This window comes from Cryobacterium aureum (assembly GCF_002954245.1).
Taxonomy (GTDB): Bacteria; Actinomycetota; Actinomycetes; order Actinomycetales; family Microbacteriaceae; genus Cryobacterium; species Cryobacterium aureum.
This window is the reverse complement of sequence record NZ_PPTG01000003.1, coordinates 21,524-47,571: the sequence shown is the minus strand read 5'-3', so window position 1 is coordinate 47,571 and position 26,048 is coordinate 21,524. Positions and strand designations below refer to the sequence as shown.

Annotated in this window: 29 protein-coding genes; 12 read left to right on the top strand and 17 right to left on the bottom strand. The window is 64.7% G+C overall.

The features are described 5' to 3' along the window. The 5 genes from CJ028_RS02160 to CJ028_RS02140 form a co-directional block, all read right to left on the bottom strand. A partial coding sequence (locus CJ028_RS02160; RefSeq protein WP_148666431.1) for a DUF222 domain-containing protein occupies positions 1–929 on the bottom strand: 929 nt, incomplete at its 3' end. A 297-nt stretch (positions 930–1,226) separates the two neighbouring features. Beyond that, a complete protein-coding gene (locus tag CJ028_RS02155) occupies positions 1,227–1,571 on the bottom strand; it encodes a RidA family protein (RefSeq protein WP_105033642.1) in 345 nt (114 codons plus the stop codon). Between the two features lie 78 nt (positions 1,572–1,649). Continuing rightward, a complete protein-coding gene (locus CJ028_RS02150; RefSeq protein WP_105033641.1) occupies positions 1,650–2,201 on the bottom strand; it encodes a dihydrofolate reductase family protein in 552 nt (183 codons plus the stop codon). 37 nt (positions 2,202–2,238) lie between these two features. Beyond that, complete coding sequence (locus tag CJ028_RS02145; RefSeq protein WP_105033640.1) at positions 2,239–3,165, bottom strand: Ppx/GppA phosphatase family protein; 927 nt, start codon at positions 3,163–3,165, stop codon at positions 2,239–2,241. A gap of 26 nt (positions 3,166–3,191) precedes the next feature. After that, a complete protein-coding gene (locus CJ028_RS02140) occupies positions 3,192–5,402 on the bottom strand; it encodes a hypothetical protein (protein WP_105033639.1) in 2,211 nt (736 codons plus the stop codon). A 249-nt stretch (positions 5,403–5,651) separates the two neighbouring features. Between CJ028_RS02140 and CJ028_RS02135 the strand changes: the two genes are divergently transcribed. Beyond that, a complete protein-coding gene (locus CJ028_RS02135; protein WP_105033651.1) occupies positions 5,652–7,118 on the top strand; it encodes a glycoside hydrolase family 1 protein in 1,467 nt (488 codons plus the stop codon). A 122-nt stretch (positions 7,119–7,240) separates the two neighbouring features. Here the strand turns inward: CJ028_RS02135 and CJ028_RS02130 are convergent, their stop codons facing one another. Continuing rightward, the gene (locus CJ028_RS02130) at positions 7,241–7,975 is read right to left on the bottom strand and encodes an ABC transporter permease (RefSeq protein ID WP_105033638.1); all 735 of its coding nucleotides are present in this window, start codon (positions 7,973–7,975) and stop codon (positions 7,241–7,243) included. Next, on the bottom strand, positions 7,972–8,724 hold the full coding sequence (locus CJ028_RS02125; RefSeq protein ID WP_105033637.1) for an ABC transporter ATP-binding protein: 753 nt from the start codon (positions 8,722–8,724) through the stop codon (positions 7,972–7,974). The genes CJ028_RS02130 and CJ028_RS02125 overlap by 4 nt, the downstream gene beginning before the upstream one ends. A gap of 75 nt (positions 8,725–8,799) precedes the next feature. On the opposite strand from CJ028_RS02125, the gene CJ028_RS02120 reads away from it, so the two are divergent. Then, complete coding sequence (locus CJ028_RS02120) at positions 8,800–9,210, top strand: tautomerase family protein (protein WP_205683917.1); 411 nt, start codon at positions 8,800–8,802, stop codon at positions 9,208–9,210. A gap of 34 nt (positions 9,211–9,244) precedes the next feature. Here CJ028_RS02120 and CJ028_RS02115 read toward each other — a convergent pair whose 3' ends face one another. Further along, positions 9,245–9,646 (bottom strand): MerR family transcriptional regulator, encoded by a 402-nt coding sequence (locus CJ028_RS02115; protein WP_240607034.1) that lies wholly within the window; start codon positions 9,644–9,646, stop codon positions 9,245–9,247. On the opposite strand from CJ028_RS02115, the gene CJ028_RS02110 reads away from it, so the two are divergent. Continuing rightward, positions 9,645–10,157, top strand: a complete 513-nt coding sequence (locus CJ028_RS02110) for a VOC family protein (protein ID WP_105033635.1) — start codon at positions 9,645–9,647, stop codon at positions 10,155–10,157. The genes CJ028_RS02115 and CJ028_RS02110 overlap by 2 nt on opposite strands. On the opposite strand, the gene CJ028_RS02105 is transcribed toward CJ028_RS02110, so the two are convergent. Next, positions 10,138–10,725: a cysteine hydrolase family protein gene (locus tag CJ028_RS02105; RefSeq protein ID WP_105033634.1), complete on the bottom strand. Its 588-nt coding sequence runs from the start codon at positions 10,723–10,725 to the stop codon at positions 10,138–10,140. The genes CJ028_RS02110 and CJ028_RS02105 overlap by 20 nt on opposite strands. A 264-nt stretch (positions 10,726–10,989) precedes the next feature. Between CJ028_RS02105 and CJ028_RS02100 the strand changes: the two genes are divergently transcribed. Continuing rightward, positions 10,990–11,556: a LemA family protein gene (locus CJ028_RS02100; RefSeq protein ID WP_105033633.1), complete on the top strand. Its 567-nt coding sequence runs from the start codon at positions 10,990–10,992 to the stop codon at positions 11,554–11,556. A 12-nt stretch (positions 11,557–11,568) separates the two neighbouring features. Further along, a complete protein-coding gene (locus tag CJ028_RS02095) occupies positions 11,569–12,453 on the top strand; it encodes a M48 family metalloprotease (protein WP_105033632.1) in 885 nt (294 codons plus the stop codon). Positions 12,454–12,509: 56 nt separating this feature from the next. Here the strand turns inward: CJ028_RS02095 and CJ028_RS02090 are convergent, their stop codons facing one another. From CJ028_RS02090 to CJ028_RS02075, 4 genes are all read right to left on the bottom strand, one after another. Further along, on the bottom strand, positions 12,510–12,767 hold the full coding sequence (locus CJ028_RS02090) for a DUF6510 family protein (protein ID WP_105033631.1): 258 nt from the start codon (positions 12,765–12,767) through the stop codon (positions 12,510–12,512). Then, positions 12,767–13,513 carry a ferredoxin reductase gene (locus CJ028_RS02085; protein WP_240607033.1) on the bottom strand — a complete coding sequence of 249 codons (747 nt, stop codon included), beginning with the start codon at positions 13,511–13,513 and terminating at the stop codon, positions 12,767–12,769. Before CJ028_RS02085 ends, CJ028_RS02090 begins: the two co-directional genes overlap by 1 nt. After that, the gene (locus tag CJ028_RS02080) at positions 13,510–14,103 is read right to left on the bottom strand and encodes a molybdopterin-dependent oxidoreductase (RefSeq protein WP_105033630.1); all 594 of its coding nucleotides are present in this window, start codon (positions 14,101–14,103) and stop codon (positions 13,510–13,512) included. The genes CJ028_RS02085 and CJ028_RS02080 overlap by 4 nt, the downstream gene beginning before the upstream one ends. Before the next feature lie 130 nt (positions 14,104–14,233). Next, positions 14,234–15,454 (bottom strand): winged helix-turn-helix domain-containing protein, encoded by a 1,221-nt coding sequence (locus tag CJ028_RS02075; protein ID WP_105033629.1) that lies wholly within the window; start codon positions 15,452–15,454, stop codon positions 14,234–14,236. A gap of 209 nt (positions 15,455–15,663) precedes the next feature. Between CJ028_RS02075 and CJ028_RS02070 the strand changes: the two genes are divergently transcribed. After that, entirely contained in the window at positions 15,664–16,995 is a 1,332-nt protein-coding gene (locus tag CJ028_RS02070) for an AI-2E family transporter (protein WP_240607032.1), read from the top strand. 3 nt (positions 16,996–16,998) lie between these two features. Then, a complete protein-coding gene (gene ilvA, locus CJ028_RS02065; protein ID WP_105033628.1) occupies positions 16,999–18,234 on the top strand; it encodes a threonine ammonia-lyase in 1,236 nt (411 codons plus the stop codon). A 17-nt stretch (positions 18,235–18,251) separates the two neighbouring features. On the opposite strand, the gene greA is transcribed toward ilvA, so the two are convergent. Both greA and CJ028_RS02055 read right to left on the bottom strand, forming a co-directional pair. Beyond that, positions 18,252–18,743, bottom strand: coding sequence for a transcription elongation factor GreA (gene greA / locus CJ028_RS02060; RefSeq protein WP_092340688.1), 492 nt, complete (start codon positions 18,741–18,743; stop codon positions 18,252–18,254). 95 nt (positions 18,744–18,838) lie between these two features. Next, a complete protein-coding gene (locus CJ028_RS02055) occupies positions 18,839–19,327 on the bottom strand; it encodes a DUF4307 domain-containing protein (RefSeq protein WP_161498871.1) in 489 nt (162 codons plus the stop codon). A gap of 100 nt (positions 19,328–19,427) precedes the next feature. On the opposite strand from CJ028_RS02055, the gene mca reads away from it, so the two are divergent. Together mca and CJ028_RS02045 are read left to right on the top strand one after the other, a co-directional pair. Then, positions 19,428–20,276: a mycothiol conjugate amidase Mca gene (mca, locus tag CJ028_RS02050; protein WP_105033647.1), complete on the top strand. Its 849-nt coding sequence runs from the start codon at positions 19,428–19,430 to the stop codon at positions 20,274–20,276. Next, a complete protein-coding gene (locus CJ028_RS02045) occupies positions 20,273–20,536 on the top strand; it encodes a hypothetical protein (protein WP_105033626.1) in 264 nt (87 codons plus the stop codon). The genes mca and CJ028_RS02045 overlap by 4 nt, the downstream gene beginning before the upstream one ends. Before the next feature lie 6 nt (positions 20,537–20,542). On the opposite strand, the gene trhA is transcribed toward CJ028_RS02045, so the two are convergent. Beyond that, complete coding sequence (gene trhA, locus CJ028_RS02040) at positions 20,543–21,244, bottom strand: PAQR family membrane homeostasis protein TrhA (RefSeq protein WP_105033625.1); 702 nt, start codon at positions 21,242–21,244, stop codon at positions 20,543–20,545. A gap of 69 nt (positions 21,245–21,313) precedes the next feature. Here trhA and CJ028_RS02035 point away from each other — a divergent pair, with 69 nt between their 5' ends. From CJ028_RS02035 to phoH2, 3 genes are all read left to right on the top strand, one after another. Then, entirely contained in the window at positions 21,314–22,099 is a 786-nt protein-coding gene (locus CJ028_RS02035; protein ID WP_105033624.1) for an isoprenyl transferase, read from the top strand. 61 nt (positions 22,100–22,160) lie between these two features. Further along, entirely contained in the window at positions 22,161–23,282 is a 1,122-nt protein-coding gene (locus CJ028_RS02030) for an aminotransferase class V-fold PLP-dependent enzyme (RefSeq protein WP_105033623.1), read from the top strand. Between the two features lie 218 nt (positions 23,283–23,500). Beyond that, complete coding sequence (gene phoH2 / locus CJ028_RS02025) at positions 23,501–24,850, top strand: RNA 5'-3' helicase PhoH2 (protein WP_439099020.1); 1,350 nt, start codon at positions 23,501–23,503, stop codon at positions 24,848–24,850. Positions 24,851–24,947: 97 nt separating this feature from the next. Here the strand turns inward: phoH2 and CJ028_RS02020 are convergent, their stop codons facing one another. Beyond that, positions 24,948–25,934 carry an NAD-dependent epimerase/dehydratase family protein gene (locus CJ028_RS02020; protein WP_205683915.1) on the bottom strand — a complete coding sequence of 329 codons (987 nt, stop codon included), beginning with the start codon at positions 25,932–25,934 and terminating at the stop codon, positions 24,948–24,950. Between the last annotated feature and the right edge of the window lie 114 nt (positions 25,935–26,048).

Genomic DNA, 26,048 nt, shown 5'->3' with positions numbered 1-26,048 from the left:
AACAGCACCCGGCGATCGGACAGGCACCGGCTGCGGCGCACGGTGATGCTGTCAGGGTGGAACCGTTCCCGGAGCTTGCGGGCCTTGCCGTCGAACTGCGTCGCGGTGAGGCGTTTGGCGTGCGGCAGCAACACCGCCTCCAGTTCAGCGCGGGCGGGCTGCGGCACGGAACCGAGCTGCTCGATCACCCGGCGCGCATGGCGGAGGGAAATGTCTCCGGCGCGGAGCGCGGTGAGAGTATCGGGCCGCTCGACCACCAGTTGCCGGCTCTCCTGCAGGAGCCCGGACGCGGTACCGCCCGGGATGCGCAGCGCACACGCCATCTCGGCCACGAGGCCCTGCTGCGCGGCGAAGGTCGCGTCCCAGTCATGCGCATGGCCCGGCCCAGCCAGGGGCCGGCCGGTTTCGGCGGTGTTAGTCGTGTAGTCCCACGCCTCGGTAAGAACCTCCGCCTTGCTCGCCTGCGCCCACGAGATGACCTTCTCGAAGTAAAGCACCCGGTCAACGAACTGCGCCTGATGCCGCTGGAACGGGGTCAGATCAGCCGCAGGGGCGGCGGCGGCACGGTCAGGATGGAGCTCGTCAGTGGCGCAGTCAGTGGCGCAGTCGGTGGGTATGAAATCCGCGGGGAGGTAATTGGCTGCGATGTAGTCGGCGTAGAGGATCTCCTCACGCAAGTCCTCGTCGAACAGATGCTCGGGCGGAACGGCGGCGAATACCTGGGTCAGGTCGAGGCCGGTCGGGACGGCTGGACCGTCAGCGAATGGGGAACGTTGCGCGGCGGCCGATCGTGCATCGGCTGCTTCTTCGGCCTCCCAAACCGTGCGGCATTCCTCCTGGAAGGCATCAATCCAGGCTCGGTCCTGATCGGAGAACGCCCAGCGCGTGAACTCGCTATCGGGCAGCATTGCCAGAAAACGAGCACTCACGCCCTGCTGCTGGGGGGGTGTCGCCGCTCTGGCTCATAGAACAAGTATACCAAGCTCACCCTATAAAGTCGAGGGATTCTCCGATACATGGGCTCAATTATTGGAAGCTGTATTCGAGCCTTAATGTCGAGATTTCGAGACCTGAGCGTGTGGATCGATGGCGGTTTCGATGGGTTCCACCACCGGACATGGGCGGGTTGCGCAGGCTCGCTCGCGGAGGTCAAAGGGGGTCGACGGGCTCGACCAACGGATGGGGCGACCCGCAGACTTACTCGTTAGTCGAAGCCCGCCTGGCAATTACGACCCGACGCCGAGTCCTTGCTCGGGGAACGCAGCTACGGCTTCGATTTCGACGAGAGCGCCCGCGCGGGCCGGGGTGACCGCGAGTACCGTGACCGCGGTGCGACGGTTTCCCCAGACCGTGGCAGTGGCGGCGTACGCTTCACCGGGGTCGATGCCGGCCGCGAGGTAGATCGTCAGCTTGACCACGTACTCCGGTCCGGTTCCTGCTTCGGTCAGAACAGCGAGTACGTTGCGCAAAGCCTGCTCGGTTTGCGCTCCGAACCCATCGAGCAGCGCGCCGCTGCGATCAGTGCCGTTTTGCCCGCCAACATAGAGCGTCGGCCCCGCGGGCGCGATCATGCCGTGTGCAAAGGCGGGGCTCTGAAAAAGCTCGGGCGGGTCAACTGGTGTGGGATTGATGGTCCTGATCCTTCCGAGTCAGTCGGTGCGCAGGCCGTAGGTCAGCAGAGCGTTGCCCTTGCTCGTCATCAACGATTTCTGCAGCGTCAGTCGAGTCACCGGGTCGGTCGGCTCGAACAGGTGACGGCCAACGCCTGCCACGACGGGGTGCGTCATTACGGTGAGCGAGTCGACCAGGCCGGCAAAGAGCAGCTGTCGTACGAGCGAAATTCCGCCGACCAGCGAAATCTCCCCGCCCGCCGTGTTCTTCAGGTCAGTCACGAACTCTTCGAGGTCACCGGTGATCAGCGTCGAATTCTGCCACGCCAGGTCGCCGGTCAGCGTGCGAGAGGCGACGAACTTCGGAACCGGATTGATGAAGGCGCCAAACGGGTCGTCATGCTCGGCGCTCGGCCAGTAGCTGGCCCACTGTTCGTAGCCGACCCGGCCGAGCAGCACGGTGTCGACGCGGTTCATCATCGCGGTCATTTCCTCGCCCAGCTCTTCATCGAAGCTGTCGAATTGCCAGAGGTTGGGCGACTCGACGACACCGTCGAGGGACATGAACAGGCCGGCGGTCAGTCTTCGCATCAGTGTTCTCCTTAGGTCGGTGGAATGCTAGTACCGTTTAGCGCAGCCGGTCGAGGTAGCGCAGAATGACGCCCTCGCGCAGTGCCCACGGCGACACCTCGAGTTCGGCAGCCCCGAATGCGGCCATCGCTGCGCCCAGCACGATGCCCCCGGCCACGATCTGAAAGGTACGGTCGGCGGTGATTCCGGGCAGCGCGGGGCGGGCTTCGGCGGGGATGCGCGCGAGCCGCGGCACCCAGTCATCGAGCTCGGCACGCCCCAGGCGCAGCCGGTCGGCGGCACCAACGCCATCCGAGGTGGTGCCGGCCAGGCGGGCCAGCGAACGGATCGCCTTGGACGACCCGACAATGTGGTGTGGGGCCGGAAGGTGCGCGAACGCGTCAACCGCATCGCGCAGAACGGATGCCGCGTGCTTACGCAACGCAGACACCTCCTCCGGCAGCGGAGGGTCGTGGTGCAGAAACCCGATCGTGCTGCGTCCGGCACCGAGCGGGAGCGACAGGGCGACCTCGGGAAACTCAGCTCCGCCAGCGGCGATTTCCAGTGACCCGCCGCCAATATCGAAGAGCAGGATATTGCCGGCCGACCAGCCGTACCAGCGCCGCACAGCCAGAAAGGTCAGCCGGGCTTCGTCTTCGCCCGATAACACCTGCAGGGTGACACCGGTTTCCCGCTCGACCCGGTCGAGCAGTTCGGGGCCGTTGGTCGCGTCGCGCAGAGCCGACGTCGCGAATGGCAGCAGCTCGTCGATGTTGTGCTGCTGGGCAACATCCGCTGCGTGTTGCACGGAGGTGAGAACGGCCGCGACACCCTCGTCATTGATCGCGCCGTCTGGCGTGATGTAGCGCATGAGACGCAGCACGCTCTTATCTGCGGCCATCGGCACCGGCGGAGCACCTTCGTGCGCGTCGACAACCAACAGGTGGACGGTATTCGAACCGACGTCGAGAACTCCTAGGCGCACATGTGTACGATACCGTCTCCAGCGGGCTAGCGCTGAGCGGGCGTGATGAACCGCTGCCAGGCCCAAGCGCTCGCGCACACCGCGGCGAAGGTTGCCGCCGTGATCCACAGCGCCATGCCGGTGCCCGCGCTCTGCAGCTGTTCCACCATCGGTGACAGTGCCGCGAACAGGATTCCGTACGCGACGACGGTCAGGCCGGTCCAGAGCGGCGGCGACCATGCCAGGATGCGACGACCGCTGGTGTGGCCAATCGGCACCAGAATCAGTACCGCCGAGCCGATGGCGGCGAGCACGATCGTGTTCCCCGTCTCCGCAGCGAGTGACGTGACGAAATCACTGGCAGCGGGCAACACCGAGCTGAGCGACCAGGCGAGAACGGCGACGATCGCCAGCGCGCCTACGCGCACTGCGGCGAGCTGGCCGCGCTGCGCTGTCGTGGGGCGCGCTGTCGTGGGGTGCGCGCCGGTCTGGCCTGCAGTATCCGTTGTGGCGGTGAGGGTGACGCTGCCGAGCAGGCCGAACAGCAGGGCGGGGTGCACGTCGAACACCCGGGATGCGATCGCGGCCGCCGCGATGAGCAGCAGATAACGCGGCAGAAAGGTGACAGTTCCGCGCAGCCGCAGCACGCGCGAACTCCACCACAGCGGAACCAGAACGGCCACCGCATTGACCAGTACCAGCCCGATGATCACGGCGACGAGCAGGCGCAGATAGGCCGGTTGGTCGACGATCGGACCGGACAGCATGACGAACGTCGCGGCCGCCAGGAGAGCCGCCCCGCCACGCAGCCACCGGTTGAGCTGCACGGTGGGAGCGACCTCGAATTCCTCGCGCACCCGGTTGCGTCCCGCCAGTGAGGGGAGTGCCCTAAGCGGTCGGCCGTCGCGAGAGCGGGAGATGGTGCCGGCGAGCAGCCGCAATGGAACCGCGATCAACAGCAGCGCCCCCAGTGCGAGCAGGCCGGCCTGCAACCACGGAAACGGCGAGCCGGTGCCGGTCGGGCCGATAGTCGCGGCAAACCGGGTCGGGTCATTCCACTGACCGGGAAAAGCGGATGCCGCAGCCCCCTCGTTCTCCGGCTCCGCCGTTTGCGGGTCTGGCGCGGTGGTGCCCGGCCCCGGGCTCGGCGACGGCTCGACCGGAGCGCCGGGTACGGCCGCGGCACCGTCCGGTGACGGCGAGGCCGCCGCGCTCGGGCTCGGAGTGGGCGTGACCGGTGGTACTACCGAGGCGGACTCAGACGGCGTCGGCGTGCTTTCAGCCACGTAGCTGACCGATGCGGGCGTCGAGCCCGGGCCGACGTTGCCGGCGTTGTCCTTCTGCACCGCGATGACCGAGTACGACCCGGCAGCCACTCCGCTGGCCGAGCAGGTCCAGGTTCCGCCGGTCACCGGTGCGGAGCAGACCGAGTAGGCGCCGGCGAACACCGTCACCGTGGCGCCGGTCTCTCCGGTTCCGCTGTACTGGGCGCCGGCGACGGAGACCTGCGCGCCGGCGCTCGGAGACGTCACGACCGGGGCCTCAGGTACGGTGACATCGAACACGATCGTGACCGGCGTGCTCGAATTCGACGAGGACGGTTCGCTAAAGGATGACGTTTGACTCGCCGTCACGTTCAGGCTGCCATTTCCGAGGCCCGAGAACAGGCAAGCCCAGGCCCCTGAGCTGTCGGCGGTGCTGTTGCAGGTATCACCGTTTGGCAGGGTCGCCGTCACGATGGCCTGGGGGTGACCGGTTCCGCGCACCCAGCCGTTGGATTGCGACCCGGTCAGCCCGCCGAGCACGGTGGGGGCGCCGAGCACGGCAACGGAGATCTCGTCGCTCAGGGTCGAATTGCCGGTGACCACGACCCGGAGGGTGATGGTCGGACCGTTCTGCAGGTAGAGGTTCTTGCAACTCCAGGCCGTGGATGTGTCGTCTTCCAGCGCTGCGTCACTCGGGAAGATACAGAGGGGATCCCCGCCGCGCGGCGACAGGAGCTGAATTTGTTGGCCGGCCGCTTTCGACCCTGACACGGTTGTGCGATTACTGCCAATGAATTGACCGTCATCCGGGCTCGCGATTTGCGGCCGATCGGGTGCGATGGTCGCGTTCGGGGCGGGTTCTTCGGTGGCCGCTGGGGTCGAGTCCGGCTGCACGACGGTGGGCGCCGCTGTTTCTTCGGCCTGGGCGCTCGACAGCACGGGAGCGGCGAGTGCAATGGCGCAGCCGAGCAACAGGGTGCAGATCGCCGCCACGCTACGGGAGTGTCGCGGGCGCGCTGACGCGCTCCAGACTGCGGTATGAGCCGATTCGGACACAATTCACCCCCTGCCCCAATTTGAGGGGTAGTCGGCGGCAAAGTCAACCTCCCGCGCCTGCGAAAAGAGTAACAAACCAGGGGAATTCTTCGCGGACCCCAAAACCTACCGTCAGTTGGTCACAAACGTGACACCCTCAAGAGAAGCGGATGCCCCGCGCCGCACGCCGAAATGAGTCTCGCCGCCATGAATCCCACTCCCCGCACCCCGGTAGCACCAGCCAATCGCGCCATCGCCGCCCGGGACTGGGAACACCGCGCCGGTGAGTTCGGTGATCGACTGCCCACCGGCTTCGAGGTGGCCGTGGCCAGCTCCGCCTTTCAGATCGAGGGCGCCGCCCGCGACGGCGGGCGCGGTGACAGCGTCTGGGACTCCTTCAGCCAGGTACCCGGTCGCATCCGCGACGGCTCGAACGCCTCCGTCTCGGCCGACCACGTCAAGAACTACGAGGAAGACACCGCTTTGCTGCGCGACCTCGGCGTCGATTCCTACGCGTTCTCCTTCGGCTGGACCCGGCTGCAGCCGGAGGGCCGTGGCGCACTGAACCGCAACGGACTGGCGTTCTACGATCGTTTGCTTGACGCGTTGCTGGCCGACGGCATCCGTTCGACCGCTACTCTCTCGCACTGGGATCTGCCTACCACCCTGCGCGGCGGCTGGCTGAACCGCGACACCGCCGGCCGCTTCGCCGACTACGCCCACGCGGTGGGGGAGGCGTTCGGCGACCGCATCGACGCCTGGGTGACCCTCTTCGAGCCGGCCACGGTCACCACGAAGGGTTACGCGCTCGGCACCCATGCGCCCGGTCGCACGCTGCTGTTCGACGCGTTGCCGACCGCGCACAACCAGCTGCTCGCGCACGGACTCGCCGTGCAGGCCCTGCGCGCCGCCGACGTGCGCGGTCGCATCGGTCTGGTCAACTCGCACACCCCCGTGCAGTCCGCCACCGACCGCGACCAGGACCGTTCCTATGCCGATCTCTACGACCTGCTGGCGAACCGCCTGTTCGCCGACCCCGTACTGCTCGGGCATTATCCCGCCCCGCTCGAACCGTTCGCGGTCGAACTGCGCACCCTGCTCGAGGCCGACCCGGCCGACCTCCGCACGATCCACCAGCCGCTCGACTTCTACGGACTGAGCTACACCGAGCCCGCCCGTGTTGCCGCCGGCCCGACGGTGCTGAAGGCCCCCGACGGTCGGCCGATCCCGGTCACATCCTGGCCGTTCCACCTCGAGCCGTTTCGCGAACACCCGATCACCCCGGCCGGCGTCGTCAATGCTGCCGAATATGTCGCCGTGACACTGACCGAACTCATCGCGCGCTACCCAGACCTGCCGCCGGTGTACCTCTCGCTGGCTGGCGGCGCCTTCTCCGACCAAGCGGATGCCCGGCACCAGGTGCACGACCCCGCTCGCATCGACTACCTGGCCGAGCACCTCACGGCAGCCCTCGACGCGACCGCGCCCGGAGCCCCGGCCGCCGCCATCGATCTCCGCGGCATCACCTTCTGGTCCCTGCTCGACGCCTTCGAGTGGAACGCCGGCTACACCGAGCCCACCGGCCTCGTGCACGTCGATTTCGCCGACGACCGCCGCACCCGCACCCCCAAGCTGAGCTACCGCTGGCTGCAGCACGCCCTGGCCAACCGCTAGCATGAGCCGGCGCTAACGTGACCCCTGGTAGCTAATGCCGGTAAATTTCGCGACACGCCGCGCATCTGCACAGGAAATCTCGGCGTGTCGCAAATTTACCGGCATAGCGTACCGGCGCTCGGCTACGGGGTGCGCCGCCGTAGCGTCACCGAGCCGAGCACGACCGCTCCCACGATCCAGGCGCCGATGATGAGCAGTTCCCCGCCCACATAGGCGGCATCCTTCGAGTCGGTCGCGACCGCCTGCAGTGCATCGATCGCGTGGGAAAGCGGCAACCAGTCGCTGATGATCCGCAGCAGATCGGGCAGTTGGTCGCGCGGCAGAAAAATGCCGCCGAGCAGAATCTGCGGAAACACCAGCGCCGGCATGAACTGCACCACCTGAAATTCCGTTCGGGCGAACGCGCTCGCGAGCAGCCCGAGGGTCGTGCCGAGTATCGCATCCGCTACGGCGACGGCGAGCAGCAGCCAGATCGATCCGCTGATCGTAAGCCCGCACACCCAGACTGCGAACCCCACGGCGACGGCCGATTGCGCCACCGCGAGCAGCCCGAACGCGAGCGTATAGCCCAGAATGAGGTCGCCCTTGCCGAGCGGCATCGACAGCAGGCGCTCGAGCGTGCCGGTGCGGCGCTCCCGCAGAGTGGTGATGCTGGTCACGAGAAACATCACGATGAACGGAAACAGCGCGATCATGCCGGGCCCGATCGTGGCGAATACGGGGGTGTCCGAGAAGATCCAGGCCAGCAGTCCGATCAGCAGGCTCGGCACCACGAGCAGCAGCACGATCGTGCGCGGGTCGTGCCGCACCTGGCTGAGTACCCGACCGGCGGTCGCGAGCGTGCGTTGCGGGTTCATGAGGCGATCCCGTCGCTGGTGTCGACAGACGGATGCCGCGCGATCAGCGCCAAAAACGCCCCCTCGGTATCCTCGGTGCCGGTCGAAGCCAGCAACCCCGCGGGGGTGTCGTCGGCCAGAATCTCACCGTCCCGCATGAGCAGCAGCCGGTCGCAGCGGTTGGCTTCATCCATCACGTGACTGGAGACGAGCAGGCTCGTTCCCGCGGCGGCGAGCTGGTGAAACAAGGTCCACAGTTCGACTCGCAGCAGCGGGTCGAGGCCCACAGTCGGTTCGTCGAGCACGAGCAGGTCGGGGGAGCCGAGCAGAGCGCCGGCCAGCGACACCCGGCTGCGCTGCCCGCCGGACAACGACCCGACCAGCTGGCCAGCCTGGGAGATAAGGTCCGTCAGGGCCAGCACCCGGTCGACATCACTGCGCGGAGCCCCCAGCACGGCACGAAAATACTGCAGGTTCTGCCGCACGGTCAAATCGTCGTACACGCTGGCATCCTGCGTCACGTAACCCACCCGGTGGCGAAGCGACGCCGATCCGGCCTCGACGCCCAGCACCGTCACGGTGCCGGACTGCACCACCTGCACGCCGACGATTGTTCGGAGGAGCGTGGTTTTACCGCATCCACTCGGACCGAGCAGCCCCACCACAACTCCGCGGGGAATGCTCACCGACAACCCATGCAGTACCGGATGCTTGCCGCGCCGCACATGCAGATCGATCACGTCGACCGCGGGGGCGGACTTGTTCACCATGACCGAACTCTCCGCCGCCGCACCCGCTCTGTCAAGTCCACAATGGGCGGTTCGGTTGGGCGCGAACGATGCGCATTGGGCGACCTGCGAAACTCACACATGGCTCAAATTATTGTCTACGGTCACAAGGCCGCGCTTGCCCCCCGCATCACCGCGCTGTCCGATGCGATCCACGCGGCGGCGGTGTCTGCGCTCCAGCTGCCATCGGAGAAGCGATTCCACCGGTTCATCCCACTGGATCCCGAGCAGTTCATCACGCCGTCGGATCGGTCGATTGATTACACCATCGTGGAGGTCAGCATCTTCGAGGGCCGCTCGGCGGCCACGAAGAAGGACTTCATCCGCCAACTCATCAGCAATGTCGCGGATATCGGCGTCACGCCGAACGATCTGGAAATCACGATTACCGAGACGCCGCGTGCGAACTGGGGAATTCGCGGAGTGCCCGCCGACGAACTGCTGCTGAACTATGCAGTGGAAGTCTGAGCACTCGGTCGCCTATTGTGCTCCGTGACCTGGCTCAGACTCCGTGTGGATCGCCGAGATCGTCCACGATACGGTTCAGCGAGATCAGCGTTTCTTGTAAAGACTCGACTTGTGCCGAGATTCTGGCTTGCTCACCGATGAGCCGCTCGCGCAGCAGCGGCGTTCGTGCAGCGGGGTTCGTCATGCAGGGCAGTAGATCTGCGATCGTCGAACTGCACAGGCCGGCCCGATACAGCCGCTGAATTAGACGGACACGCTCCTCGGCCTCATCGGCGTACACCCGCTGGCTGCTTCTGGTGCGATACGACGAGAGTAAATGCTGCTCTTCGTAGTATCGAAGTGACCTCGCGCTTGCTCCGGTCAGTGCAGCGAGTTCGCCAATTCGCATCGAAAGCTTGCCCCTCACATTGATGTCAGGTCTTACTGTAGCGATCATGAACACACACGCGAACGATCCAGCTGCGGTACTTCAGCTCCGCGTCATCGTCGAAGCCAACGATTTCGATGCCGCCATTGCGTTCTACCGTGACGCCCTCGGACTGCCCGAACAGGCCGCGTTCGAGGGAGAGGGTAACGCCCGTGTTTCGATTCTGGACGCCGGTCGAGCGACCCTGGAAATTTCAAACCCGGCCCAGAAGCGCATGATCGACGAGGTCGAAACCGGCGAGCGACAAGGCCCCGGTATTCGGCTCGCATTCGAGGTATCTGACGTGCGTGGGGTCACGACCCGATTGGAGGCAACAGGGGCCACCGTCATCGCAGAGCCGCGCGAGACGCCGTGGAAGTCCCTTAACTCGAGGCTCGACGCACCGGCTGGTCTGCAGATAACGGTGTTCCAAGAACTTGAGGGCACACCGGAACGCAGCCAGCGTGCCGGATTCGGTACCGCAGACTCGCGGTCGCCCGAACCTGACGCTCGTCGAGCATTCAGCTCATCGTCGCCGTGATCTCCTTGGTGGCGGAAATACGCGCGAAGCCTCCAGCCTGCAGATTCAATGCAGTCACTTTCATGAGTTCATCGGCAGTATGAGTAATCGTTCCCAGACCCGGAATAGTGGTTGCCAAGTCGAAAGTTCTCGTCGCGTCGAGTGCAACGGTGACGTCGTAGCCCAGATTCCCCGCCATTCGAGCAGTGGTTTCGACACACATGTTTGTCTGGATGCCGCAGATAACCAAGCGATTGATGTCCTGTTTCTGTAACCATTCATGGAGCCCGGGATCTCCGTAGAAAGCGGAGTTGACGTGCTTAGTGACGAGGAGGTCGGGAACTGTTTCAGAGACAAAGGACATGAGTCGGTTCCCAGGTTGGTCTGGATGAAGCGGTGAAGTTGGCGACTGAGAGTCGTGGCGCACGACGATTATGGGCAGATCGTGGGTTTTCCACTCGCTAAGAAGAACAGCAATGTTTTGTTCACAGTCGGGGTTAGATGACATGCCCCAGAACGTGGTGTCCTCGAATCCTTCCTGCACGTCGATCACAATTAGGGCTTGCCGCTCGCGGTGTTTCTGACTCATGTCTTCTATCGAAGCGGATCTTGTTCGAAGAGAACAGTGGCCGAAGCGACAGCGAACGATGAAAAAGCGCCAAGAGCACGACTTCCAAACGCCCGACAGCGCGGGATCCCTGCGCGCCCTGAGCTTGCTTGGAGTGTCATGGGAAGCGGGTGGGAGCCTCCGGGGTCGCGGATAGTATGAGGAAGTACGCACGGGGGGTCGTTTGGCCAGTTCATGTCTCCGTGCCAACGTACACATCGTGCCAATTTGCAAGGAGACGCTGCCATGGAATGGCTCATCCCGGTTTTGATCGTTGTCGCACTCGTTGCCATCGTGGGTATCTACCTGTGGTCGACCTACAACTCCCTCGTAACGCTCAACGTGCGCGTTGACGAAGCCTGGAGCGACATAACGGTAATGCTCAAGCGTCGTGCCGACCTGCTGCCCAACCTGATCGAAACGGTCAAGGGTTACGCGGCGCACGAAAAGAGTGTGTTTGAGAACGTGACCAAAGCACGGGCCGAGACGCTGTCTGCCCAAGGCCCGGCCGACGCATCCGCTGCGGAGAACCACATGCAGACCGCGCTGAAGAGCATCTTCGCCGTCGCCGAGGCGTACCCGCAGTTGCAGGCCAGCCAGAACTACCTCCAGTTGCAGGGCGCGATCGTCGACACCGAAGACAAGATCCAGGCCGCGCGTCGGTTCTACAACGGTGGCGTGCGTGAGATGAACACCAAGATCAAGGTGTTTCCGAACCACTTGTTCGCCGTCAACCTTGGTTTCACCGAACGCGAATTCTTCGAGGTGGCCGATTTCGCGAGCGTTGCGGAGCCGCCTCGCGTGCAGTTCTAAGGGAGCGCTTCGATGTACAGCGCGATAGCGAAAAACAAACGCAACACTGTTTTTATCATGATCCTCTTCTTCGTGATCATCGCCGGGCTCGGCTGGCTGGCCAACGCTGCCTATGGCGGTGGCGGGTACGGCATTCTCATTGCCACGGTCGTCATCACAGCCCTGTACGTCATCATTCAGTACTACGCGGCGGGTCGCCAAGCCATCTCCATGAGCGGCGGCATCAGGGTCAACAGCCAGTCCGATCACCCTAGGCTGTGGCGCATCGTCGAGAACCTGTCGATCACGACCGGCACCCCGATGCCAGAGGTCTACATCATCAACGACCCGGCACCGAACGCGTTCGCCACCGGCCGCGACCCGAAACACGCAATCGTCGCCGCGACCACCGGACTGCTGGACATCATGGACGATTCCGAACTGGAGGGCGTCATGGCCCACGAGATCGGCCACGTGCGCAACTACGACATTCGAGTGTCAATGGTCGTGTTCGGCCTCGTCGTGGCGATTGGGTTCATCTCCGACATGTTCCTGCGCATGGCGTTTTTCGGCCGCAGCAACAACAGCAATGGCAACCCCGTCGTCATGGTGTTCGGCCTCGTCGCCATGATCGTGGCTCCACTCATCGCGACCGTTGTGCAGCTCGCCATCTCCCGCCAGCGCGAGTACCTGGCGGATGCTACCAGCGCGTTGACGACGCGGCACCCGGACGCCCTCGCCTCGGCTCTGGCCAAACTCGGCCAGTACGGCCGCCCGATGCAGAAGCAGAACAGCTCGATGGCGCACCTCTGGATCTCCGACCCGCTGAAGAAGGGTGCCATGGGCAAGCTGTTCGCGACGCACCCGCCGATCGAAGAGCGCATCGAACGCCTCACGGCCATGGGCCGCAAGTTCTGACCCAGTTCGCAGCTGCCAGCAACCGCCTCGTGATCACGTGCGGCGGGCTCAGAACGCTAGCGCGGGATTTTCAGCCAGGTCATGCCACGCAGTTCGATGCAGAACCGATCGGGTGCCTGCACGATGGTCATGAGCACGTCGTCGCAGTTGGCACAGCGAACGACGAAAGTGTCAGGTTCGCCGTACACCATCGCACGCGCAAGAACCGCGACGTCACCGCATCCGGCACAGCGAGCGGATGCGGTGGTCGGGTCAAACGTGAACAGGTCAGACAGCGGGCCCGCGAGGGCGTTCCCGTCGATGTGCTCAACCACTACGCGCCTCCGAACCGTTCGGTCTTGACGCGGTTCGGTTCGTGTCCGAGGGCGACGAGCGCGGTAGCGACAGTCTCGACGAATCCGGTTGGACCGCACACGAACACCGTCGGTGATAGAGCGGCCGGAAAACCATGGGCCTCCAGATCTGCGGCAGTGATACGCCCGGCGGGGCGGGAACATCCGCTCGGCGCACGACGAGTGAAGATCCAGGTCACCTCGAGGTTGGCAGAGGGGGACTCGAGTTCTGCCCGGAAGAATGCGTCCAGCGGCGTGCGCACCGAGTAGAGCAGCCGGAACGGCGTTGCGCTGCCGGATGCCTCGTGCGAGCGGATCATCGCCATCAGGGGAACGATCCCCGATCCGCCGCCGATCAGCTGTACGCTCTCGGCCTGCTGCGGCGTCCAAACGAACCAGCCACCCAGGGGGCCGCGCAGCTCGAGCTCGTCGCCCTCGCGGAGCGTGTCGACCAGGTATGGCGACACCTCACCGGTGGGTAGGCGGTCGACGGCCAGCTCGATGCGGTCGCCGACACCGGCCGACGCGACGGAATACGACCGCACCGCGGTGTAGCCGTTCTGGGCGGTCAGCCGCACATCGGTGTGCTGACCCGCGATGTTGCCGCCCCACCCCGGAACGTCGATCGTGATGCTGCGGCCGGACGCGCTCTCCCGCCGGATCGAGGTCACGACGCCCACCTTCCAGTTGCCGATGCGGCCGTCCCTGGCCTCACTCGTACCCGTCACCAATAGCGCTGTTCGAGCCAGGGATCGCCATACATGTTATAGCCGTTCTGCTCCCAGAACCCGGGTTCATCCTGGCTCTGCATCTCGAGGCCGTGAATCCATTTGGCACTCTTCCAGAAATACAGGTGCGGGATGAGCAGTCTCGCCGGACCCCCATGCTCCGGATCGAGCTTGTCACCGTCAAACTCAAGGGCAATCCAAGCCTGACCACCCAGCAGGTCGGCGAGTGGCACATTTGTTGTGTAGCCACCATAGGAACGTGCCATCACGTACTTATCTGTCGTCTTCACGGTCGCGAACAGGGTATCGAGAGAGACGCCCCGCCAGCTCGTCCCGAGCTTCGACCAGCGAGTCACGCAGTGGATGTCGGTGTCGATATCCTCAATCGGCAGCGCGTGCAATTCGTCCCAGCTCCAGGTGTGCAGGGTGTCCGAGTCAGTGCGGATGCTGAACTGCCAGTCGACGGTGTCGATGTGAGGGGTAGGCCCTGCGGACAGCACTGGGAAGTCGGCAGTCAGATACTGACCGGCCGGAAGGTCTGGGTCTACTTCGCCACCGCGGCCGACGAAGCCACGAGAAATGACTGCCACAGGATGCTCCTTCGGTTCCTGTCGAGAATAGCAGAATGCTCCCGAAATCGCCTTCCGCGAGCTGTGGCCAACGGCACCGATTGACCCAGACCATTGACCTGCACTGGCCTTCGGCGGAAACGCAACGGGCCTAGTCCAGCTCTGCGGCGAGCCCAGCCGCGAGGTTGCCGCGCGGCACCACGACGATCTCGTCGAGCCCCTGCCAAGTGGCCGCCTCCCGCAGCACGACTGCGAGTCGCGCGGCGGCATCCGCTGGTGACGTCGGTTCGGCCCAGGCTGATTGCACCCGAAGCACGCCGGCCTGCCGGTCGTTCTTGAGGTCGACCCGGCCCACCACGGTATCGCCGAGCAGAATCGGCAGTGAGTAGTAGCCGAACACACGCTTCGGTTCTGGCGTGTAGATCTCGATGCGGTAGTGAAAATTGAACAGGCGCAGGGCCCGGGCGCGCTCCCAGACCACCGGGTCGAACGGCGACAGTATCGCCTGCGCGTCCATGGTGCGCGGGAGTCGGGCGTCCCGGTGCAGCCAGGCCGCCCCGACCGCACCATGCGGCCTCCAGCCCGGCACCTCGACCGGAATGAGCTCGCCGGCCTCGGCCAACTCCCCAATAGCCACCAGGGTCGGTGCTGACTTCAGCCGAAAGTAGTCGGCGAAGTCCTTCACGGTTCCGATGCCGTGGGCGCGGGCCGAGCGGCGCACCAGCTCGCGGTGGGCATCCGCTTCTAAAATCTCTCGGCCGAGCAGATCAGGCGAGAATACCTGCTGGGGCAGGGCATACACCCGCTCAAAACGGATGCGCCCAGCGCTCACCACGTCGCCCCAGCGGAACAGAACCTCGAGTCCGGTCTTGACGTCGGACCAGCCCCACCACGGGCCGCTGCGCTTGTTGGCGTCGTGCTCGATCTCGCTCGCGCGCATCGGACCGTTGGCGGCGAGTTCGGCCAGGAGCCAGTCCAGCATCGGCTGGTTGGCACTCGACCAGTGGCCAACGGTGCGCGCCGACCGGTCTCGATTCTGCTGCATGCGCCAGCGAAACAACGGCCAGACGTCGACGGGCAGAAAGGATGCCTCGTGCGCCCAGTATTCGGTGAAACGCGCCTCGCGTCCGGTCGTGAGGCGATCGAGCTGGGCCTTGTCGTAGGGACCGAGCCGGCTGAAGGCCGGCATGTAGTGGCTGCGTTCAAAGACGTTCACGGAGTCGATCTGCAGCAGCTCGAGCCGGTTCACCATAGCGGTCAGCTGGCGGATACCGACGGGAGTTGTGGGGTGGGTACCGAACCCCTGCGCGGCCAGCGCAATTCGCCGCGCCAGTGCGGGGGAAATCGTCGTGGGGGAGACCGTGTGAACCATCTTTTCGACTCTATCCGGCGTAGCGGTCTACCGGCCATTCGGGCGGCACAATCCTCTGTTACGCCGCACGGTGCGGATCGCGTCGTGAGGCCACGCGGCAGTCCTAGACTGGGCGGGTGAGTGAATCTACGGGCAATCCGGGCGCGCGCGCCCTGTTACGTCTGCGGCGCCGTCAAGGTCTTCAGCGAGCCCGTGCTGAGCGTGCTCGCGTGAGCGCCGATCAGGCCGGTTCCGAACTCCTCCTCACCCCAGTTGAGGTGGTGACCCCGGCCGTCGTGCCCAACGGGGTCGACGAGAATCTGCCGGCCGGCATCCGCTTGGCTGGAGCGTGGTCCTGGCGAATCATTGTGATCGCCGCGGCCATCGCCATTCTGATTTTTCTCATCATTCAGCTGCGCCTCATTATCATTCCGCTGCTGGTCGCGGTGCTGGTGTCCGCCCTGCTGGTTCCCCTCGTAGCTTTCCTGGTGCGGCATCGGTGGCCGAAAGGTCTGGCCGTCGCGGTGGCGATGGTCGGCACACTCGTTGTGGTGGCCGGTCTCGTCACCCTGGCGTCAACGCAAATCGCCGAGGGTACGGTCGGTCTGAGCGACCGACTGACCGCCAGTTTTGATAGCTTGAAGTCGGTCCTGGCCGCGTCTCCGCTGCAACTGTCGGATACCGAGATCACCAACTACCTGCAACAGGGTTGGAAAGCGATTCAGAACGACAGCGCCGTGTTCATTAGCGGCGCCCTCTCGGTGGGTACCACCCTCGGGCATCTGCTCACCGGTCTGCTGCTGGCGCTGTTCAGCCTGCTGTTCATTCTCATCGACGGCAAAGCCATCTGGGCTTGGATCGTGCGATTCTTTCCCCTGCGTGCCCGCGCCGCCGTTGACGGCGCCGGCGTTGCCGGCTGGACCACACTCGGTAACTTCGCCAGGGTGCAAATTCTGGTGGCCTCCATCGACGCCGTCGGCATCGGTGTCGGCGCCGCCCTGCTCGGGGTACCGATGGCCATCCCGATCGGCATCCTGGTGTTTCTCGGCTCCTTTATTCCCATCGTCGGTGCCGTGGCGACCGGCTCTGTCGCGATTATCATTGCCCTGATCTTCAACAACTGGGCCGTCGCCCTCGGCATGCTTGGAGTGGTGCTTCTCGTACAGCAGGTCGAGGGGCACGTTCTGCAACCGCTCATTATGGGAACGGCCGTGAAGGTGCATCCGCTTGCCGTCGTTCTCGTGGTTGCTGCCGGTGCGTTACTCGCCGGAATTCCGGGTGCGCTGTTTGCCGTTCCCGTCGCCGCAGTTCTCAACGCCATGACCAGTTACATTGCGGGTGGCACCTGGCGGTCGCGTCCGCCGACGGAGGTGCCGACGACCGGATCGGTGCTGTGGCAGACCGTGCCCCAGAGCAGACCGGGCTACCGTTCGACCGGTGCACCGGAACGCACCGCACGGGTGCGGCCGCGGAGCATTCGCACCGCTCGTGACGGCTCAGCCCGCAGCACCCCCTCAGATTTGAGCGCACCCCGCGCCCCGCAGGACAGTTCGGAGAACTAAGATATGCCAGAGATCACCCTCGTCGCACCCACTCTCGCGCAGTTCGAGGCGGCGCGCACGGTTGTCGCCCAAGTCGCCGACGTGACCCCCATGGAAAGCTCGCGGTATCTCGCCGACGTGCTGGGAGCGCCGGTATACCTCAAGTGTGAGAATCTGCAACGCACCGGTTCCTACAAGATTCGCGGCGCCTACAATCGGTTGTCGAAGCTAACCGACGAGGAGAAGGCTCGCGGGGTTGTCGCGGCCTCGGCCGGCAATCACGCGCAGGGCGTGGCGTTCGCTGCCCGCGAGCTGGGTATCAAGGCCACCATCTTCATGCCGGTCGGCGTCGCGCTGCCCAAGCTGTCGGCCACGCGCGACTACGGCGCCGAGGTTATTCTGCGCGGCACGACCGTCACCGAACCGCTGCTCGCCGCGGCCGAATACGCCCGCGAGACCGGCGCGATCCTCATTCCACCGTTTGACCACGTGGATGTCGTCACCGGGCAGGGGACACTGGGCCTCGAAATTCTCGACCAGGTCCCCGACCTCGAAACGGTCATCGTTCCCATCGGCGGCGGCGGGCTCATCTCCGGGGTGGCCAGCGCGCTCAAGCAGCGCGCCGCGCGCGACGGGCGCCGCATCCGCGTCATCGGGGTGCAGGCCGAGAACGCGGCAGCCTACCCGCCCTCCCTCGAGGCGGGTGAGGCCACGATGATCAGCATCCTGCCGACCATCGCCGACGGCATCGCCGTCGCCAAACCAGGATTGCTCAACTTTGAGATCGTGCGCGACGCCGTCGACGAGATCGTCACCGTCAGCGAAGACGACACAGCCCGGGCGCTGCTCGTGTTGCTCGAGCGCGCGAAGCTCGTCGTGGAGCCGGCCGGAGCCGTGGCGGTCGCCGCCATCCTGGCCGGCAAGGTCACCCCGACCGGGCCGACAGTGGCCATCCTCTCCGGCGGCAACATCGACCCGCTGCTGATGCAGCGGGTGATCAGCCACGGCCTCGCCGCGTCGGGACGATACCTCACGCTGCGCATCATGCTGCCTGACCGCCCGGGCCAGCTGGCGCGCATCTCCGAGCTGCTCGCCGAGGCGACCGCGAACGTCATCGAGGTGCTGCACACTCGGCACGGTGCCGGCCTGCGGATCAGCGAGGTCGAGCTCGACGTCAGCGTCGAGACCAGAGGCCCTGAACATCGCCAGCACGTCGTCGACACCCTGCGCGCGGCCGGCTACGACCCGCAGATCGACTAGCAGCGCTACGAGACGGGTCAGGCTCCGGTGAAGGTCTCCACGTTGGTGACGTGCACGGTGATTTCCTTGCCGTTCGGCGTGGTGTAGCTCGTCTTTGCGCCCACCTTGAGGCCGATGATCGCGGCGCCGAGCGGGCTCTGCTCGCTGAACACGTCGAGGTCGCTGTTGGCGCCGATCTCGCGGCTGCCGATGAGAAAACGGCTCTCGTCGCCGGCGATCGTGGCAGTGATGACGGTGCCGGGAACGACGATGCCGTTGCTTTCGGGGGCATGGCCGACTTCAGCGGTGCGCAGCAGCACGGTGAGGGTGCGAATGCGCGCCTCCATCTTGCCCTGCTCTTCTTTGGCGGCGTGGTAGCCGGCGTTCTCCTTGAGGTCGCCCTCTTCGCGAGCAGATTCGATCTTCTTCGCGATGTCGCCCCGGCCGAAGTTGCTCAGTGTCGCCAGTTCCGCTGCGAGGCGGTCGTGAGCCTCCTGAGTTAGCCAGGTGACCGTTGTGTCGGTTGTCACGAGTGATCTCCTTTATTACGGTCGAGCGCAGAAAGGCGCGAAGGCCGCGCGGATATGGTCGACGCCCCGACGATTGGCGAGGCGAATACGTCAGTTTAGGTCAGCCAGCACTCGTAAATCAAACCCGTGTTGCTCAGGTCGGTGGTGCGCAAAATCTCGGTGAATGACCGGTTGTACAGCGTTGACGGCGGCAGATCGACGATCTTCCAGCCAACCACAGAATAGCTTTCGTTGAGGGCCTGCACCGCGCAACTCGCCGTACGGTTCACCGGGAGCGACACTTCGAACGTCACGCTGACCGTGTGCTCATCGATGATGGTGTGCCCGATATCGCGTGCCTCGATTTGAGTGGATGCTCCATCCAGGCCGGTCCACAGCACCCACGCTCCCAGCACCACCACAAAAATGCCGCCAAGGGCCCAGAGGATTCGACGGTCGCGAAGCCTGCGAGTGGGCGTGCGCCCGTAGCGCGACTGGATCACGGCACTCTCGATCGGCGCGGGTGCCGCCGTCTCGTCGGATTCGTCCAGGTGGTAGGGCTCGCGGCTTGGCTGAACCCCGGCAGGCGTGCTGTTTAGGGGCACTGGTGATTTCACACTTTCACGGGAGCGATTAGGCTGGTATCTAGGTTATCTGGCCTAAGGTTATCCGGCATTCCTGAGGAGTATGGTGACGCTGCGACTGATGGCTGTGCATGCCCATCCCGACGACGAGTCGAGCAAAGGCGCGGCAGCGTATGCCTACTACCGGAGCCTTGGCGTCGAGGTGATGATCGTGAGCTGCACGGGCGGCGAGCGGGGCAGCATCCTGAACCCGGCTCTGAACGGTCACGCCATGGGCGAGCGCGATATCTCGGGCCTGCGCCGCCTCGAGATGCAGGGCGCGCAGCGGGTGCTCGGGGTGCAGCACCGCTGGCTCGGCTTCGAGGATTCCGGCATGAACGAGGACAAGTCGGTGCCGCCGAACTCGTTCGCCGATATTCCGCTGGAGTTTTCGGCTGAACCGCTCGTCACGCTCGTTCGTGAGTTTCGCCCCCAGGTCCTCATCACCTACGACGAAAACGGCGGCTACCCGCACCCCGATCACATCCGCTGCCACGAGGTCTCCCTCGAAGCGTTTCGCGCGGCCGCAGACCCCGGCCGTTACCCAAATTCCGGCGAGCCGTGGCAGATCGACAAGCTCTACTACGACCGCATCTTCAACCTCGAACGCATCGACGCGATGTACCTCGCGCTCAGCGTCGCCGAGCCCGATTCTCCGCTGCTGGAACCGCTTGAGGCGGCGCGGGAGCGCATGGAGAATTATCCTAAGCTCGCCACCACCCATGTTCCGGCCGGCGACTTTCTCGACGTGCGCGATTCGGCCCTGCGCTCGCACGCGAGCCAGGTCGCCCCGGACAGCAGCTTCTTCTTCTGGCCCAACGATCTGGTACGCGAGGCCTGGCCGTACGAAGACTTCCAACTCGTCGAATCGAAAGTAGACACCGCAATGCCCGAATCTGATCTATTCGCCGGAATCCAGGACGACGAATGATCTCTCTGATCAGCGTCGTACTCGCCGTCACGCCGACCCCAGCGCCCGAAATCGACCCGAACACCGTCACCCCTGGCGTCGTCGGGTTCATCGTGGTCTTCCTGATCGGAGCGGCGACCCTGTTGCTTGGCTTCGACCTGGTGCGTCGCATCCGTCGCACCACCTATCGCGCGGAAATCTCTGCCCGGCTCGAAGCCGAAATCGCCGAGCGCGACGCCGACCAGAACACACCGAAAGCTCCGGGCGACAAGCCCGAATAATCAGCGTTACGGGTAGAGCGGATGCGTGGCGATCAGCAGAATCGCCGCAAAATGACACAGGAACGCCACGACTGTCAGGGTGTGGAAGATCTCGTGAAAGCCGAATACGCCCGGAAGCGGGTTGGGCCTCTTCAGCCCGTACACTACCGCGCCGACGGTGTAGCAGAGTCCACCGATCAGAATGAGCGTCATCATGGTGGCGTTGGCCTGAAAAAAGTCCACGATGAACAACAGCGCGCCGTAACCGAGCACCAGATAGAGCGGCACGTAGAGCCAGCGCGGCGCGTGGATCCAGAACACCCGAAAGATGATGCCGAGCCCGGCGCCGCCCCAGACCAGCCAGAGCAACAGCGTGGCCTTCTCTGGCGGTAGGGCGAGCACGGTGATCGGCGTGTACGATCCGGCGATCAGCAGAAAAATGTTGGCGTGGTCGATGCGTTTGAGAATGATACGGGTGCGCGGCTGCCAGTTGAAGCGGTGATACAGCGCCGAATTGCCAAACAGCAGCATCGAGCTCAGCACGAACACGGCCGAGCTGATCTTGGCCGCCGACCCCTCGGCCAGAACAAGCAGAACGATGCCGGCCACGATTGTGACGGGAAAAGTTCCGGCGTGAATCCAGCCGCGCCAGGTGGGTTTGACGTCCTCCGGATGGACGTCAGCCGCCTCGATCAGCGGCAGATTGGGGATATCGTGCTCGGTGGCCATGCTGCAAGGATACGACAGGGCGACCCCGGCGTGCCCCGAACGCTCGTCGGAGTGGACTAGCGTAACTGTGTGCAGAAACCCCAAGTTCCCTCAGCGCGCGGCCTCCTCTACAGGCTGTATCAGCGCCGCCTGAGGCGCGGACTGACGCCGGAGCATCTGCCCCGTCATGTGGCAATGATCATCGACGGCAACCGCCGCTGGGCCAGACAACTGGGGTTTCAGACGGCCGCACACGGTCACCGTGCCGGTGCTGCGAAGATGCGCGAATTTCTGGAATGGTGCGACGACCTCGGAGTTTCGGTCGTCACCCTGTACCTGCTCTCCTCCGATAACCTCACCCAGCGGCCCGCTGACGAACTCACGGATCTGATCGAGATCATCGCCGATCTGGCCGAAGAGCTCTCGCACTATCGCGATTGGCGGGTGCAGCAGGTGGGGTCCAAGGCCGGCCTGCCCCTTCCGCTCGTCGCCGCCCTTGACGCAGCGGATGCCCGCACCAGCGACCGTAAGGGCCTGCACGTGAATCTCGCGGTCGGCTACGGTGGGCGCACCGAGATCACCGATGCGATGCGCAGCATCGTCGCCACCCACCACGCGCACGGCGGCAGCTTGGAAGACCTCGCAGAGACCCTCACGCCCGAACTGATCGGCCAGCACCTGTATACCGGCGGTCAGCCTGACCCCGACCTCGTCATCCGCACCTCGGGCGAGCAACGACTGAGCGACTTCATGCTCTGGCAGAGCGCCCACAGCGAGTTCTACTTCGTTGAAGCTCTGGGACCCGACCTACGTCAGATTGATTTTCTGCGGGCACTTCGCGACTTTTCCCGCCGGCAGCGCCGGTTCGGCGGCTAGACCCGTTGGTGGGGTGAGACCAACGGGGGAGTCTTAGTTTGATAACCGATTGGACCCAAGCATGAATTCGCTCCTGAGCTTCACCGACGGTTTTCGTGATGAACCCGGCTACCTCAACTATGGCCGGGTTGGTCCGCTCTCCGAAGCCGTCGTCACCGAGAGCCTCGGCCAGACTGAGGTGCTATCTCGCGCGCGCTACGGCAGCCTTGACCACCTCGCCGAGCAGGATCTGCGTGCGCGCACCGCGGTTTCCGCTCTCACCGGTTTTACGCCCGAACAGATCGTGCTGCAGCCCAACACCAGCTCGGGCCTGATGCAGGCCATGTTCGGTCTGACCGGTTCAGTGCTGCTGTCGGCGGGGGATTTTCCCAGCGTGCCGTTCGCCGCAGTGCGGGCCGCTGAGGCCCTTCACGTGGTCAGCGCGCTCTGGTTGCAGACCGAGCATGGCCGCGTCACTCCGGGGCAGATCCGCGACCAGCTCACCCCGGCCGTCGCCGCCGTTGCGGTGTGCCTGGTCGATTCTCGCACGGGCTATCGTGCCGACCTCGAAGGCATCCGTCAGGTCATCGGCGATCGGCTTCTCATCGTTGACGCCATCCAGGGCTTCGGCGTCGTCGACGCCGCCTATGGGGCAGCGGATGTCGTCGCCTCCGGTGGTCAGAAATGGACGCGGGCCGGCTGGGGCACCGGCTTTCTGGCGCTCAGCGAGCGGGCCCTGGAACGCCTCGTACCGGTCTATTCCGGCTATGTCGGCACCGACACCGCCGAGCCCTGGGACGAGGTGACCCCGCCCAGCCGAGCCGCCAGTGCCTTCCGGGTGACCAACGGCGACTCCATCGCGCAGGCCCGATTCGCCGCAGCTCTCGAGCAGATCGCAGACGTCGGTGTCGACGTCATCCAGACCGCCATGAATGACAACGTTTCGCAGATCATCGAGCTCGTTGACGAATTCGTCATCGACATCGTCTCGCCTCGCGATGTAAGCGAGCGGGCGGGAATTGTCGTACTCGAACCGCCGGCTGAACTGCTCACTACCCTCGTGGCCAGCCTGCACAACCACGGCATCACCGCGACCACCCGCGGCACCACCGTGCGGCTCAGCGTGCACGCGGCCCTCGACCCCGACACGATCACCATGTTGAGGGGTGCACTCATCGCCTACACGCTCGCCGCTACCTACTAGCATCGCCGCGCGCGCGGACCCGGCGTCTGCCCCAAGGTAAGGTGAACGTCAGATTTTGGTGGGCGTGTCGGGTTCCATTTTGCGCCGGTAAGTCGTAGCGTCGCTTTCATCAGGTACGGCACCTGATCGAGACGGCCATATAAGTACGGCTCGAGAATTGCTTGATGGCCAGCTCGCCAATTTGATCCGCGTCCTTTGGACGCAGGGTGGGAGTGGCTGTGACCGCTAATCGAACCGACCTTAACGCGACTGACCGGGTGGAGACATCCGCTTCGCAAACCGAGCGCACCTTTGTGTTGGACACCTCGGTGCTTTTGTCCGATCCGAAAGCGATTTTCCGCTTTGCCGAGCACGCCGTTGTCTTGCCCGTGGTGGTGATCAGCGAACTGGAGTCCAAGCGCAACGACCCGGAGATCGGGTATTTCGCCCGGCAGGCACTGCGCAACCTCGACGAGCTGAGGCTCAAGCACGAACGCCTCGACTTTCCGATTCCAGTCGGCGAGGGCGGCAGCCTGCGAGTGGAACTGAACCACTCAAACATGTCGGTGCTGCCATCGGGCCTGCAACTGAACGACAATGATTCCCGCATTCTCGCCGTGGCCCTGAACCTGGCCAATGAGGGAATGACCGTGACCGTCGTCTCCAAGGACCTACCGCTGCGTGTGAAAGCCGCCTCGCTCGGCCTCGCGGCCGATGAATACCGGCACGAACTCGCCGTCGATTCCGGCTGGACCGGTCTGGACGAGATCACTCTCAGTGCCGAGCAGATGAGCGTGCTCTACGACAAAGAGACGCTCGACTCGCGCGCGGTGCAGGATATGCCTATCAACACCGGCCTGGTGATTCACTCCGACCGCGGGTCGGCACTGGGGCGGGTGACCAGCCGGGGCACACTCAAGCTCGTGCGCGGCGACCGGGATGTTTTCGGACTACACGGCCGCTCGGCCGAGCAACGCCTCGCCATCGACCTGCTGCTCGACCCGGAGATTGGCATCCTGTCGCTCGGCGGCCGGGCCGGAACAGGCAAATCGGCGCTCGCCCTGTGCGCGGGCCTGGAGGCTGTGCTGGAACGCCAGCAGTACCGCAAGATCATGGTGTTCCGGCCGCTGTATGCGGTCGGCGGTCAGGATCTCGGCTTTCTGCCCGGTGACCAGGGCGAGAAGATGGGGCCCTGGGCGCAGGCAGTCTTCGACACGCTCGGCGCGATCGTGTCGGAGAACGTGGTCGAGGAGGTGATGGAGCGCGGCATCCTCGAGGTGCTGCCGCTCACCCACATTCGCGGCCGGTCCTTGCACGACGCCTTCGTGATCGTCGACGAGGCGCAGTCCCTGGAACGCAACGTGCTGCTGACCGTGCTGAGCCGCATCGGTCAGAACTCCCGCGTGGTGCTCACCCACGACGTCGCTCAGCGCGACAATCTGCGGGTCGGCCGTTTCGACGGCGTGGCCAGCGTGATTGAAACGTTGAAGGGGCATCCGCTGTTCGCACACATGACGCTGACCCGGTCGGAGCGCAGCGCCATCGCAGCCCTCGTGACGGAGATGCTGGAGGGAAACGAGGTTATGTAGCTGTGCGGGGGAGCGGATGGGTGTGGTCGCGTCGTCGCAGCTGGTGACCATCGAGGCAACAGGTCATCCGCTCGCCTGGTCCATCTGGTCAGGCGAGTCAGGAGTGGGTCGCGGCGTGGACTGTGTCAGAACACCTGTGACGATGGGCAACGTGCTGCGCGGCAACCCAGTCGATTTCGTCCTCGAGCAGGTCGATTCCGGTCGCCACGGGCACGTACCCCAGCTGAGTAGCTGCAGTTGTGTCGAGCACGATCGGATGGGTCGTGAGCCAGGGGTGCCGTCCCCGCTGCGGATCCGCCGTGCGGGCGAGAAGGTCGATTGTCCCTGTCCATCCCAACCGTGCGCCGATCGCCTGAACGATCTGCTCGGCCGTGGGGGTGTCGGGATCGGCACTGTTCAGGACTCGCTGCCCGGGTTTCGCTGCCACTATGGCGATCAGGGCGGCGGTGTTTGCGGCCGCAGTGAGATGGTCGATGCTTGATCCCCGCGCCGCGAGCTCGATGATCTGCTGACCGCCCAACATCGCGTCGACGATTTGGCGCGTCCGCGAGTTGCGCGCCCAGCGCCCATGAACCTTGGACAAGCGAATGATGGTGATCGGGAGTCCGCTGTGCAAGGCTGTCAGCTCGGCGGCCACTTTTGAGGGTGCGTATCCCTCGCGGCTGAACGGATCCACGTCGTCCGCTGCCGGCGGCAATGTGGGCGTGCTCTCAACGATGGGGAGGGGGAACTGCGGCGCAACCTCACTGTTGATGTGGTTGCCGCGGGGATCGACGTAGACCGCTCTCCCCGAGATGAGAACTGAGCTCGCTGCTGATCCCATAACCGGCAACAGTGCTCGCACGTCTGCTGCCCGATACGCCAGCAGGTCCACCAGAAGGTCGACTCCCTGACCGACGAGATGTTCAATCGCAGTAACGTCGTTGCGCTCGACTGAGTGGAATTGCACGCCGGCCCGTGTGAGCTCGGGCGGCATCGATGCCGGGTCACGCCCCGTCACATCCACTGCCCATCCTTGAGCAGCCAGCGTTGCCGCCGTCGCTCCTCCGATGGCTCCGGTTCCGCCCAAAATCACAGCTCGCACTGCATCACTCCTTCGGGCGCCATCGGAGCCTCCCAAACACTACCGCGCAGCGAAACGAAAGCGGAAAATCGACCTGCACTAGTCGGCCAGGGCAGGAAGACGAATTCGAGTAGT